This window comes from Halomicrobium sp. HArcel3, from assembly GCF_058933135.1.
This window is the reverse complement of the sequence record NZ_JBZYDN010000003.1, coordinates 355,116-367,468: the sequence shown is the minus strand read 5'-3', so window position 1 is coordinate 367,468 and position 12,353 is coordinate 355,116. Positions and strand designations below refer to the sequence as shown.

The 12,353-nt window shown below is 66.8% G+C and carries 9 protein-coding genes; 3 read left to right on the top strand and 6 right to left on the bottom strand.

The window, feature by feature from the left end:
* Positions 1 to 41: 41 nt before the first annotated feature.
* From AC5FRV_RS11305 to AC5FRV_RS11290, 4 genes are all read right to left on the bottom strand, one after another.
* Positions 42 to 425 carry a hypothetical protein gene (locus tag AC5FRV_RS11305; RefSeq protein ID WP_493561196.1) on the bottom strand — a complete coding sequence of 128 codons (384 nt, stop codon included), beginning with the start codon at positions 423 to 425 and terminating at the stop codon, positions 42 to 44.
* 46 nt (positions 426 to 471) lie between these two features.
* Complete coding sequence (locus tag AC5FRV_RS11300) at positions 472 to 792, bottom strand: hypothetical protein (RefSeq protein WP_493561195.1); 321 nt, start codon at positions 790 to 792, stop codon at positions 472 to 474.
* 182 nt (positions 793 to 974) lie between these two features.
* On the bottom strand, positions 975 to 1,103 hold the full coding sequence (locus AC5FRV_RS11295; RefSeq protein WP_089814588.1) for a DUF8556 family small protein: 129 nt from the start codon (positions 1,101 to 1,103) through the stop codon (positions 975 to 977).
* A 224-nt stretch (positions 1,104 to 1,327) separates the two neighbouring features.
* Positions 1,328 to 2,515 carry a redox-regulated ATPase YchF gene (locus tag AC5FRV_RS11290; protein ID WP_493561194.1) on the bottom strand — a complete coding sequence of 396 codons (1,188 nt, stop codon included), beginning with the start codon at positions 2,513 to 2,515 and terminating at the stop codon, positions 1,328 to 1,330.
* A gap of 259 nt (positions 2,516 to 2,774) precedes the next feature.
* Between AC5FRV_RS11290 and AC5FRV_RS11285 the strand changes: the two genes are divergently transcribed.
* Entirely contained in the window at positions 2,775 to 4,196 is a 1,422-nt protein-coding gene (locus AC5FRV_RS11285) for a hypothetical protein (protein ID WP_493561193.1), read from the top strand.
* Between the two features lie 125 nt (positions 4,197 to 4,321).
* On the opposite strand, the gene AC5FRV_RS11280 is transcribed toward AC5FRV_RS11285, so the two are convergent.
* A complete protein-coding gene (locus AC5FRV_RS11280; protein WP_493561192.1) occupies positions 4,322 to 5,353 on the bottom strand; it encodes a deoxyhypusine synthase in 1,032 nt (343 codons plus the stop codon).
* 743 nt (positions 5,354 to 6,096) lie between these two features.
* Here AC5FRV_RS11280 and AC5FRV_RS11275 point away from each other — a divergent pair.
* Positions 6,097 to 7,356 carry an MFS transporter gene (locus tag AC5FRV_RS11275; RefSeq protein WP_493561191.1) on the top strand — a complete coding sequence of 420 codons (1,260 nt, stop codon included), beginning with the start codon at positions 6,097 to 6,099 and terminating at the stop codon, positions 7,354 to 7,356.
* A gap of 278 nt (positions 7,357 to 7,634) precedes the next feature.
* On the opposite strand, the gene AC5FRV_RS11270 is transcribed toward AC5FRV_RS11275, so the two are convergent.
* Complete coding sequence (locus AC5FRV_RS11270) at positions 7,635 to 7,949, bottom strand: DUF7344 domain-containing protein (protein ID WP_493561272.1); 315 nt, start codon at positions 7,947 to 7,949, stop codon at positions 7,635 to 7,637.
* A gap of 244 nt (positions 7,950 to 8,193) precedes the next feature.
* Here AC5FRV_RS11270 and AC5FRV_RS11265 point away from each other — a divergent pair, with 244 nt between their 5' ends.
* Entirely contained in the window at positions 8,194 to 12,291 is a 4,098-nt protein-coding gene (locus AC5FRV_RS11265) for a PAS domain S-box protein (RefSeq protein WP_493561190.1), read from the top strand.
* Positions 12,292 to 12,353: the final 62 nt, after the last annotated feature.

Here is a 12,353-nt window from a genome sequence, read left to right as displayed (position 1 = left end):
ACTGATAAACTGCCGGGCGGAGAGAGGGGGCTGGCCGTCTCTCAGGCCAGGTCAGTCCGACAGCGGACGCGCCAGTCGCAGTCGGTGCTGGCGGCCAGTCGGTCGTAGAACCGGCGCAGGCCGGCCGACTCCGTCGCCGGGAGCACGTGCAACCGGACAGAGCCATCGCGAATAGAGACGCGGAACACGTCGGCCGTCTCGTCGTCACGGACGAGCCACAGCGCCATCGGCAACTCCAAGAAGTCGCCCGCCCGGTAGGGGCCGTCGGCGAGGACCGTCTCGACGAGCGACTCCAGGTCGGGCCCGGTGAGGTCACTCTCCGGCGTCAGGCGGAAGACGGTCTCGCCCTCGTACTCGAGCGCCCCGCGCCTGGGGAAGTGGCGTTCCGGATGGGCCGGGATGGCAAAGGACGGCTCCGACGACATGGGCTACGAACGGATTCGTCGCCATCGGATTTAAACTCGCGGTCGGTCAGGACCGCCGTGCGGCGACCCCGTAGGCGACGAGGACGACGACAAGGAATCCCAGCCCGAAGAGGAGAAGCCAGTCGACGACGTGGAGCAGTGGCGCGAAGAGGGACGGCCCGGTCCCGAGAGCGCCGCGGATCGAGAGGGGGACGGCGACCGTGGCTGCGACGAGAGTCGCCCCACCGACGGCGTAGCAGGCACGAAACGCCCGGTAGGGGGCGGCTGTCTTCCTGCCGTTGTACCGCCGGTCGAGCAGCCAGTAGAGGGCGACGACCGGCGCCGCGACGAGGACGAGACTGATCGCACCCAACACGGCGACTCCCATGGCGGCCCGATTCGGTCGAGCGGACAAAAATACCGGGGTCACTTGTGCGACTGGACCGTCGGTCGAGCGGACGCTCGGTCGATGCGGCGGCGCGCGATACGTCTCAGTATCGGGGGTCGCGACGACGCGAGAAAGGGACTCGACGGGAACGCAGGGGCGACGACGTCACCGCGGAGCGGCGCTCACTCCGAGGGGTTGTTACCGCGCTGGAAGAGGTGGAGCATCTGCCACATCGCTTCCTCCGTGTCCTGGCCGTCGGTCGCGTCTTCGATCTGTCGGTACAGGCTGTCGGACACCGATATCTGCGGCATCACCGATACCTTGTCGCTCGGACCCCATAAATCTCTGCGGACTCGGAATCGAGTTAATCGTATGTAGAAGCGGTCTACGGCCGGTTTTCGAACGTTTCGAAATTGGTGTTTCGGCCGGATCAGGGCCTGTCACGGGCTGGGTCATAGTGGTGGTTGTAACTTTGTACCGGCGTTCGCCGGCATTGGCCACGTCGAACGCCGGTACGTGCTTACAACCACCACTATCAGTTCGTCGTCGTGATCTCGACCACGTCGCGGTGGTCGAGCACCGCGTCGGCGGCCACCTGCCGCCGCGACCGGACGTCGTGGGCGTGGAGGAACCCGTCGCCGATGTCGGTGTGGAGGAAGTACGCGAAGTCCTCTGCGGTCGACCCGCCCTCGAGGACGAAGCAGTCCTGGAGGAAGGTACCGTCGTCTTTCGGTTTTCGCGCGCCGGGGAAGACGGCGATGGCGTCGAGTTCGTCGAACAGCGCCGTCTCGATGACTTCCTGGACGCCGGTGCCGTCGAACTCGTCGACGAACTCGCGGACCTGTTCGAGGCCGGCGGCCTTCTCCTCGGGGATATCGGCCGTCACCTCGAAGTCGTCGTCCCCCGGCCGGTAGTCGAGGACGCCCTGCTCGTCGCCGTTCTTGAGCGCCTTCTCCGCGTGGGCGCTCACCGGGACGATGGAGAGGTGGTCGTACTCCGGGTCGCTGGTGATCTCCTGGTAGTTCGCCTTCGCTTCCGGGGTGTCCATCTTGTTGGCCGCGACGACCATCGGCTTGGTGCGCTTGCGGATCTCCCGGGCGAGCGCTTCCTTGTCCTCGTCGTCCCACTCGTCGGGGTCGAGTGCCAGGTCGAGCGAGAGGATGACCTGCTTGATCTCGTCTTCGTTCGTCCGGAAGGCGCTCATCTGCGTCGCGAGGTCTTCCTCGATGGCCTTCTCCTCGCCCTCGTACCCCGAGCGGTAGCGCTCGATCCCCTTCTCCAGGACGTCGAGGTACCACATGTCGAGTTCGTTCTCCAGGAAGTCGACGTCCTCGCGCGGGTCGTGGCCCTCGGTGGCCTCGCCCTCGATGTCCGTCGTGCCGGAGAAGTCGACGACGTGGACGAGCACGTCGGCCTCGTTCAGGTCAGTGAGGAACTGGTTACCCAGGCCGCGCCCCTCGTGGGCGCCGGGGACCAGGCCGGCGACGTCGACGAGGCGGACCGGGACGAACCGGACCCCCTCGTCGCAGTAGCCCGTGTTGGGCGTGCACTCGTGGTCGAACTCCGGGGCGGCGCAGTCGACGCGGACGTACGCCTCGCCGACGCTCGGGTCGATGGTCGTGAAGGGATAGGCCCCCTCCGGGACGTCGTTCATCGTGGCGGCGTTGAACAGCGTGGACTTGCCGACAGAGGGCTTGCCGACGAGTCCGATGTCGAAACTCATTGGCACCTCTCGGGGGATCGCGGGCTTAAACGCTGTCAAAGCGACCGGGAGCGCCTGAGAGTGACACACGCACGCCAGACGCCCCGCGCTGGCGGCAGTCCCGCGGCCGACGCACCGTTCTCTCCGCTGATAGTTGGGCGTCAAGGCTAAGTCGGCCGGTACGTGAGTGATAGCAAATCCGTATGCCGTCTGTGACTCTGAGCACTTCACCGACCGACAGATCGCGCGTCCGACAGCCCCGGCCCGGCGAGGTGTCGTCGTGAGCCTGGCGCGCAGACTCGCCGTCGTCCTCGTCGCGCTCCTGCTCACCACCACGCTGGTGACGGCCAACGTCGTCGCCGCGGCCCACCTCACCGTGCTGGACCCAGCGTTCGTCACGACCAGCATGGAGGAAGAGGGTGGCTACGCCTTCGTCGAGACCGCCGTCGAGGACGCGGCCCTGGGCGCCGCGCCGGCCAGTGCGACCGGGCCCGTCAACACCAGCGAACTGCTGGCCGACGCCGTCTCGGAAGAGTACGTCGCCGCCCAGACCGACGCCAACGTCGACCGGGCCTACGCCTATCTCCACGGCGAACGAGAGGACCTGAACCTCTCCGTCGCGACCGGGCCGATCCGGGAGAACCTCTCGGCGGGCGTCGAGCGCGAACTCCGGAACGCCTCGCTCGCGGACCTTCTCCGCCAGAGCGACGCCGAACTCGACGGCCCCATCAACGCCTCGACGCTGGAGCGCCTGACCGCCAACGAGAGCAGTTACGAGGCCACGAAGGCCGAGTTCAGGGAAACGGTCCGCGAGCGCGTCCTCGACGAGGCGGTCGACCGGGGCTTCGAGCGGGCGAGCAACGACGAACTGCTCGGCCTCGTCGTCGAGGACTACGACCCCCGCGACTACACCGAGGCAGAGAAAGAACGGATGGTCGCCGAGCGGGAACCCGAAATCCGTGTCGCGCTCCGGGACTACATCGAGCGCGAGCGCGGCGACGACATCGACGACGCCGTCGAGGACCAGATCGTCATCGTCCGCGAGCAGGGGACGACCGACCCCGCCGAGGCCGAGACGGAGCTAGAGGCCGCCACCGCGTCGATCCAGAACAGCGTCGTCCACGGCCTCACGACGAACGAGTCCTACCAGTCCTTCCAATCGAACCTGTCGGAAGACCGGGCCGAACTCGCCGGCGTCGCGGCCGCGGAAGCCGATTCGCGGCTGGCCGCCGAGATGCCCGACCGCGTGGACCTGACCGAGAACGTGAGCGGCGCGGGCGAGCAGGGCTTCGAACAGGCCCGCACCGGCGTCCAGTGGCTCGACCGACTCGCGTTCGTCCTCCCCGTCGTCGGGCTCTCACTCGTCGGCCTGCTCTACGCCCTCCGGCGCTCCGTCGCCGCCGTCGCCTCGGACACCGGCCTCAGCTTGCTGGCCGCCGGCGTGCCGACGGTCGTCGGCGTCGAACTCGCCCGGTCACGGCTCCAGTCGATGGCCACCGACGCCCCCGCCGAACAGCAGCAGGCGATGGACGTGCTGGTCGGCATCGCCGAGCGCGTTATCGGGACGGTCGGTGACGTCGCTATCGTGCTCTCGGTGGCCGGCGTCGTTCTGGTCGCCGGTTCGCTGGCCGTTCGTTACGGCGCGGTCGACGTGCTCCGGGAAAAACTGGGAGACGGCAGCGACGACCGCGGCATGCTCTGAGGACGGACTATCAGCAACCGCTGATCTATCCCTGCGATTCGACTCGCTCACGGGTCAGGTTGTTCCCCGCTCGCGGATTCGTCGGCCGTTCGTCGACCGCGGCCCTTCGCTGTGCTCAGGCCCGCTCACTCGGCGCCGACCCTCTCTCTCGCTGCCGCGACGACAAGCGGCAGCGTGATGGTCGCGTCGGCGTAGACGGATGCGTTGCGGGCTGCCTTCTCCAGTTTCCCCCACGACCGGGCCTCTTCCAGCGTCGCACCGGAGAGCCCGCCAGTCTGGGGCGTGTCCATCGTCAACTGGACGGCGTAGTCGTAGGCGTCCGGGGAGACGAGCATCGTCTGGAGGACGTAGTTCTTCGGGACGCCGCCGCCGACGACGAACGCGCCCGTCTGCTCGGCCTCGGCCGCGATATCGGACAGCGGCGTCATGTCCGCCAGTGCGTCGAGCGTGAAGTCGGTGACCTGGGACTGCATCCACGCCTGGATGCCCAGCACCGAGTCCTGGACCGCCGGGCAGTGAATCGGGACGTCGTGTTCGTACGCCGTCGCGGCGACGCCCTGGTGTTCGTCGACGTCCTCGGCGTCGTTGACATCCGCGTTTGCCCGCCCGAGTTCCTCGGTGAGCCGCTGGATGGAGACCGCGCCCTCGTCCTGGGACTCCGCCTGGAGGGCCGGGAAGACCTCGCTCCGGAGGTGGTTCTCGAACAGCGCGAAGTGCTCCTGGGGCAGGTAGACGTTGTAGATGCGGTCGACGCCCTCGTCGCGCAGTCGCTCGTCGTGTTCCCGCTCGGTCTTGCCCGCCTCGTGGACCGCGCCGTGGTGGTGCTTGCCACCGATGGCCTCGATGGCGTCGTGGGTCAGGTTCGCCCCCGTGGTCACGAGCACGTCGACGTGCCCGTCGGCGATGAGGTCCGCGACGATCTGACGCATCCCGGTGGGCACCATCGCCCCCGCGAGGCCGAGGAACGTCGTCACGTCGTCGTCGAACATCTCGGCCGTGATGTCGACGGCCTCGTGCAGGTTTGCGGCGCCGATTCCCGCCTTCCCGTACTCGTCGGCGAGTTCGCCCACAGTCATGCCGCCGCTCACCTGCGCGTGCCCGATCGGGTCGTGGTGGAACGTCTCCCGCGGCGTCTCCTCCTCGTGGTCGTCGGTCATACTCGTACTCGCCCCGGGAGCGATTTCAACGACGTGGTTCTCATCTTGACTCGGTTGGTTCATCCGACTGTGTAACGAGTGGGTGGTTCTCAGTTCAGCTAGTGAAACGGATCCCAACAGCAACAACCAGAAAGCCCTCGGCGCGCTCCGGTCCCGGAGCTTGCTGCGCTCCTCGCTTCGCTCCGGTGCTTGCTGCGCCCGGGTTCCCGGACCACGCCTCGCCCTTTCAGTCCACCAGGCACCGCAGCCCTGCCCTTCCCCTTGTCGCGAGAGCCTCGCTTTCGCTCGGCTACTCGCTCCCGGCCAAGCGGTTGCGGAGCGGTCAGGAAGCGTGATTCGTGCCGGACGGCGCGAATCCGGGGAGGGGTGGTGGAGACATTCGCGAGCGCGTGCTGAACGAAGTGAAGCCGCGCGAGCAACCCTGTCCCTGGAGGACTGAAAGGGCGAGGCAGGCTCGCGCCGAAGGGCAGTCGCTCAGCGGGCACTACCCGAACGGACGTGAGGGTATCCCGCTGAGCGACCGCGAGCGTGCCGAGGGCTTTCGACGTCTTGCTGCCTTCAATTGTGGCCAGAACTCGAACATATCACCCTGATCTGGTCTCATGGAAGTCCACGGTGTTCGATATCGGGAGCTATATCAGCGTGAGCGGGTGTCATTCGACAACGCAAGTGAGTCAGTCGCAACACAGAGTGGTGCAGCGAGAGCGGTATCAACGAGCCCACATGCCGGACGCGACTCCAGCATGCTAGCGGCGATACGCTCCAGGGCCGGTGGGTTCGAGCCGCTCGTCCTGGCCGCGCTCGTCTGGTTCCTCGGGAAGTTCCTGCGCTACGCGTTCCCGCCGCTGTTCGGTACCCTCGGGGAGACCTACGGCGTCTCGCGGACGGTGCTCGGGACGGCGTTCACCGGGTTCATGCTGGTCTACGCGGCGGCCCAGTTCCCCTCCGGGCTGCTGGCCGACCGGCGGGGATCTGTACGGGTTCTGGTCGGTGGGTCGCTGGTCACCGCCGCGGGCGCGCTGGTGCTGGTCGTCGACTCGCCCTTCGCAGTGCTTGCTGGCGGGATGCTCCTGATCGGGGCGGGGACGGGCGCCTACAAGACCGTCGGCGTGCGCCTCCTGTCGCGGACCTATCCGGCCCAGACGGGCCGCGTGCTCGGCGTGTTCGACACGTTCGGGACGTTCGGCGGCGTCGCGGCGCCGGCGGCGGTGGTGGTCGTCGCCGCACTCCCGCCGATCCTCGGGGCGCCCTGGCGGACGCTGTTCCTCGCGGGCGGGCTCGCGAGCGCGGGGCTGGCGGTCGCCGTCGCCGTTCGGGTCCCGCGGTATCTCTCCCCCGACGCGACCGGGGACGAGCGATACGCGACCGGTTCGGAGGCGACAGCGAGGCCAGCGGACGACGACGGCTCCGAAACCACGTCCTTCCGGACGTACGTCTCGCTGTTCCGGAAACCGCGGTTCAGCGCCTTCGTCGCGGTGACACTCCTCTTCTCGTTCGCCTACAACGGTGCGGTCGCCTTCCTGCCGCTGTATCTGGCCAGCGAGACGGCCCTCTCGGTGGCGCTCTCGAACCTGCTGTTCAGCGCGCTGTTCGTCGTCAGCCTGATCCAGCTGGTGACCGGCGAGGTGAGCGACCGGGTGGGGACGCTCCCGGTCATCGTCCTCACCATCAGCGTCGCGACGGCGGGCATGGTCGCGATTCTGGCGCTCTCGGCGACCGGCGGTCCACTGGTCCTCGGCGCGGCCGTCGTCGCCCTCGGTCTGGGCGCCCACGGCTACCGGCCGGTCAGGGGCGCCTACCTGATGGCGGTCATCCCCGACGCCATCAGCGGCGGGAGCTTCGGCGTCGTCCGGACGCTGCTGATGGGTGCCGGCGCCGTCTCTCCGGCCGTCGTCGGCTACCTCTCGGAGTCGGTCGGGTTCCGGGTCGCGTTCGGACTGCTCGCGGCGTCGCTCGGGACCGCCGCGGCGCTGTCGATGGTGCTCTGGATAGCAGAGCGCTAGTCGGCACAGCCAGGCGACGCAGAACGCGTCGCGAACCGACCTACCGACCCGTGGTCTCTGGGCAGTAGCGGCGGCGCACGTATCGCTCAGCGAGTGAACTGACCGAAGCCTGTCAATTGCGATGCGCGAGATCTTGAGGCCGTATGCATCGTGAGTCTCTCGCGTTCTCTCCCCGGTTTCGCTTCGTCAGCAATCCGGGAGAGAGTTCACTCCCGTCCGGCAGACCGATCGCGAACCAGACGGCCCGAGCTACCGCCAGTGTTCGGTCGGCCGCGGTTTCACGGATGGCCATCGACGCGGGCTGCGTTCGCGTCGTACTCCACCACACCGAAACGGGCCATCTTCGGAAGGTGAATGTGGTGGAGTGTGGACGCGACCTGCGTGACGACCGCGTCGGGGACGTCGTCCGCGTCGTTTTCTCGAGTGGCGACCGCCGCCGCCAGGGCCTCGACATCGATCGGGGTCGTCCGTTCGGCGAGCACCTCGAGCGTCGTTCTCCGCCGATCTGACGAGAGTATCTGGTGGTACTCGCTGTCACTCAAATGATCGACTCTCTCGCAAGCGCTCGTCCCTCGCTGTGTACACTGTCTCATAGTTGCGCTCTCCTCTCCAGCCGGCTTCGGCCGGTATACCTCCCATTCGGAGCCCGTCACCCGTAACGCCAGAGCATAAGTGATTAGGTAGGTGCCGGGATCACGCCCGACTCAGACGCGTACCACTTCGGTTTCTTTCCGAACCCTTCGATCCGAAATACCTGGCACGTTCGGCCACGTTTACTGGACAGACACCCTCCATCGGCGGAGGGTTGATAGGGACAAGCCACGAGAGCATACGGTAATGGCCAGTAGCGCGTTGACGCAAGCGCTTCGGGAAACCCTCGCGCTCTTCGAGGAAGCCGGAGCCCCACGGACGACGACCGAGGTAGCAGAACGCCTCGACCTCGGCCGACGGAGCACGTACGAGCGTCTGGAGCGTCTCGTCGACGAAGGCCGACTCGATACCAAGAAAGTCGGCGGTAACGGACGCGTCTGGTGGCGACCGCGCCAGGACCGCGACGCCGCCACGCCCGACTGGGAGGGGGCAGCCGAGTCCCTGATCGACGACGTCCTCGACGACGCCGAAGTCGGTGTGTTCGTCCTCGACTCGGAGTTCGAGGTTGCGTGGATCAACGAGGCCACCGAACGGTACTTCGGCTTCGAACGCGAGCGGGTGCTCGGCCGGGACAAACGGAGACTCGTCGACGAGTCCATCGCATCCGTCGTCGAGGATTCGTCGACGTTTGCCGACACCGTCCTGTCGACGTACGACGACAACACGTCCACCGAACGCTTCGAGTGTCACGTGACTCCTGGTGACGGACGCGACGAGCGATGGCTCGAACACCTGAGCGAGCCGATCGACTCGGGTGCATACGCCGGCGGCCGGGTCGAACTCTACTACGACGTGACCGACCGCAAACGGGAGGAGAACGCCCACCGGACCGACCGCAATCAGTTCGAATCACTGGTCGACGCGGTCGATGAGTACGCCATCTTCCTGCTCGACCCCGACGGCCGCGTGCAGACGTGGAATCCCGGCGCGGCACGCATCGAGGGGTACGACGCCGACGAGATCGTCGGCGAGCACATTAGGACGTTCTACACCGACGAGGACCGCGCTGCGGGCGTCCCGGCCGACAACCTGGCGAAAGCGACCAGGGAGGGGAGGATCGAAGCCGAAGGGTGGCGCGTTCGCGCCGACGGATCGCGATTCTGGGCGAACGTCACGCTCACGGCGATCCGAGACGACGACGGGGCTCTCGACGGATACGCGAAGGTCATCCGCGACATGACAGACCGCCGGGAGCAGGAGCGACAGCTGCGACGCGAGCGAGACCTCACGGACCGGATCCTCGACACGAGTCCGGTGGGTATCGTAGTCCTCGACAGCGACGGCGATCACGTCCGAATCAACGAACGTGCGAAGGACGTCCTCGACATACCGGACGACGAGGCCGAGTCGTATTCACCCAGCCAGCGGACGGTCTACGACGCAGACGGGAACGTCGTTGCGCCCGAGGAGCATCCTGCCGCCCGGGTGTTAGAGAGTGGCGAACCCGTCTTCGACTGGGAAGCGAAGGTCGAACTCCCGGACGGGAGGCACCGGTGGCTGTCCGTGAACGCGGCGCCGGTGTTCGATGCCGACGGAGCGATAGAACGCGTCGTCACCACCGGTGAGGACGTCACGCGGCTCAAATCACAGGCCCAGCGACTCGAACGCCAGCGCGACGACCTCGAGAGCGAACTCGAAACCGTCTTCGAGCGCGTCGACGACGGGTTCTTCGCGCTCGACGACGACCTCCGGTTCACGTACGTCAACGAGCGGGCGGGCGAGTTCCTGGAGCGGACGCCCGCCGAACTACGGGGGACGTACATCTGGGACGCGTTCGAACGGGGACCGAAAGCGGCGGCCGCCTTCGAGACGGCCCTCGAGACACAGCAGTCCGCCACGTTCGAGGAGCTCTACGAGCCCATCGACACGTGGTTCGAAAACCACGTGTATCCCTCCGAGGAGGGGCTATCGGTCTACTTCCGTGACGTGAGCGAGCGGAAGAAGCGCGAACGTGAACTCCAGCGCTACGAGGCGATCGTCGAGACGATGCGGGACGGAATCTACGTCGTGGACGAGGACGGCTTCTTCACGCAGGTCAACGACGCGTACCTGTCGATGACCGGGTACGGACGGGCGGAACTCGTCGGCGAACACGTGTCGACCATCGTCGACGAGGAGACGCTCGAGCGAGCGTCGGATTTCGAGTCGGAACTGGTGGACGGTGACCGGACGACCGCGTCGCTGGAGGCAGAACTCACCAGACCGAACGGGGAAACCTGGACCGGCGAGGCGACGTTCTCGGTGATGGACTCCGACGGCGACTCGGAGCGAATCGGCGTCGTTCGCGACGTGACCGAGCGCGTGGAACGCGAACGCACGCTCGAGGAGTACCGACGGTGGAACCAGACGTTAGTCGAGAACTTCCCGGCCGGCGCGGTCGCGCTCGTCGACGAAGACCTCCGCTACGTCACCTTCGGGGGAACGCCGGAGGGCGACGCCGACGTCTCGAGAGACGAACTCGAGGGGAGTCCGGTCCGAGAGGGACTCCCACCCCAGGTCGCAGCGGTCGTCGTCCCGCGCTACGAGGCCGCCCTCGAAGGCGAAGCCAGCAAGTTCGAGGAAGCTATCGACGGCAGGATCTACGAGTTCCACTTCGTCCCGGTCCGCGACGACGACGGCGACGTCTTCGCCGTCACTGCGATGTCCCGGGACGTCACCGACCGCAAAGAACGGGAGCGATATCTGGAAGACGCCAAGTCGCAACTGGAAGCCGCGACCGAGGCCGGCGCCGTCGGCACGTTCGAGTGGCACGTTCAGGACGACAAGATGGTCGCGGGCCCGTCGCTCGCCGACACGTTCGGCGTCGACCGGGACGCCGCCCGTGACGGCGTCTCTCTCGATCGGTTCGTCGAAGCGATCCACGAGGACGACCGCGAGCGGGTCGAACGGTCCATCGAGGCCGCCCTCGAATCCTGCGGGGAGTACGAGGAGGAGTATCGCGTCAGGAACGCCGACGGCGAACTCCGCTGGATCGTCGCCCGGGGGCGCGTCGAGTGCGACGACGGCGACCCCGTCACCTTCCCCGGCGCCATCACCGATATCACCGAGCGGAAAGCGGCCGAGATCGAACTGGTACAGCAACGGGAACGCCTGGCCGCCCTCGACGAACTCAACGGGGTCGCTCGCGAGATTACGGGGGCAGTCATCGACCAGTCCAGCCGCGAAGAGATCGAAGCGATCGTCTGTGAACGCCTCGCGGACTCGGATTCGTACCTGTTCGCCTGGATCGGCGATCGAGACGTTACCACGGAGACGGTGGATCTGCGGGCGGAAGCCGGCGTCGAGGGGTATCTCGACGACATCACGATCGCGGTCGACCCGGACGACGAGCGGAGCGAGGGGCCGACGGGCCGAGCGCTCCGGATGGGGACGACCCAGACGACCCAGGACATCCGTGCCGACAGCCGATACGACCCCTGGCGCGGGAAGATCCAGGAGTACGGCTTCCGGTCGTCGGCGGCCATCCCGATCGTCCACGAGAACACGACGTACGGAGTCCTGAACGTCTACGCCGAGCGCCCGAACGCGTTCGAAGGGAAAGAACGCGACGTCGTGGACCAGCTCGGGAAGATCGTCGGCCACGCGATCGCCGCCGTCGACCGAAAACGGGCGCTGTTGACCGACGAAGTCGTCGAACTGCAGTTCCAGATCGAGAACGTCTTCGAGTCACTGGACGTCGACGCTCCGGAGACGGAACCCATTCGCCTCGAACAGACGGTGCCGATCTCCGACGACGACTACATTTTCTTCGGGCGGACGACGCCGGACGGTGTCGAAACCGTGGCGGCGATGGTCGAGGCGATTCCGTTTTACGAGAGCGTCACCTTCCGCGACGACGGTGTCGAGACCGTGTTCGAACTCCGGGCATCCGAACCGCCGCTCCTGTCCGTCATCGCCTCGCTCGGCGGCTCCGTTCCCGAAGCCGTCATCGAGGACGGCGACTATCGCCTGACGGCCCACCTTCCACCGAGCGGGGACGTTCGGGCGGTAATCGACAACATGCGGGAGGTGTATCCCGATGCGAACCTCCTGAAGCGCCGCCAGCTATCGATTCGTGACCACGGCGAACCCGCGGTTCCGGAGGTGCTGTCTGACCTCACACCGCGACAGCGGTCCGCACTGGAAACCGCCTTCCACGCCGGCTTTTTCGAGTGGCCCCGTGAAGCCTCGGGTGAAGAAGTCGCGTCGTTGCTCGACGTTTCACCGCCGACGTTCCACCAGCATCGCCGGAAAGCTGAACGGAAGGTGTTCGAGTCGCTGCTCGCGTCCGGGACTTTCGCCTGAACGGCTCGGGGCGGAGCGAAGCAGACGCGTTTTCTTTCTCGGGACGCTGCGGCCACTATCTG

Bases quoted from the DNA above. Each gene is read 5' to 3' on its own strand.
- AC5FRV_RS11305 (WP_493561196.1), bottom strand. From the start codon at position 425: ATGTCGTCGGAGCCGTCCTTTGCCATCCCGGCCCATCCGGAACGCCAC.
- AC5FRV_RS11300 (WP_493561195.1), bottom strand. From the start codon at position 792: ATGGGAGTCGCCGTGTTGGGTGCGATCAGTCTCGTCCTCGTCGCGGCG.
- AC5FRV_RS11295 (WP_089814588.1), bottom strand. From the start codon at position 1,103: ATGCCGCAGATATCGGTGTCCGACAGCCTGTACCGACAGATCGAAGAC.
- AC5FRV_RS11290 (WP_493561194.1), bottom strand. From the start codon at position 2,515: ATGAGTTTCGACATCGGACTCGTCGGCAAGCCCTCTGTCGGCAAGTCC.
- AC5FRV_RS11280 (WP_493561192.1), bottom strand. From the start codon at position 5,353: ATGACCGACGACCACGAGGAGGAGACGCCGCGGGAGACGTTCCACCAC.
- AC5FRV_RS11275 (WP_493561191.1), top strand. From the start codon at position 6,097: ATGCTAGCGGCGATACGCTCCAGGGCCGGTGGGTTCGAGCCGCTCGTC.
- AC5FRV_RS11270 (WP_493561272.1), bottom strand. From the start codon at position 7,949: ATGAGACAGTGTACACAGCGAGGGACGAGCGCTTGCGAGAGAGTCGAT.
- AC5FRV_RS11265 (WP_493561190.1), top strand. From the start codon at position 8,194: ATGGCCAGTAGCGCGTTGACGCAAGCGCTTCGGGAAACCCTCGCGCTC.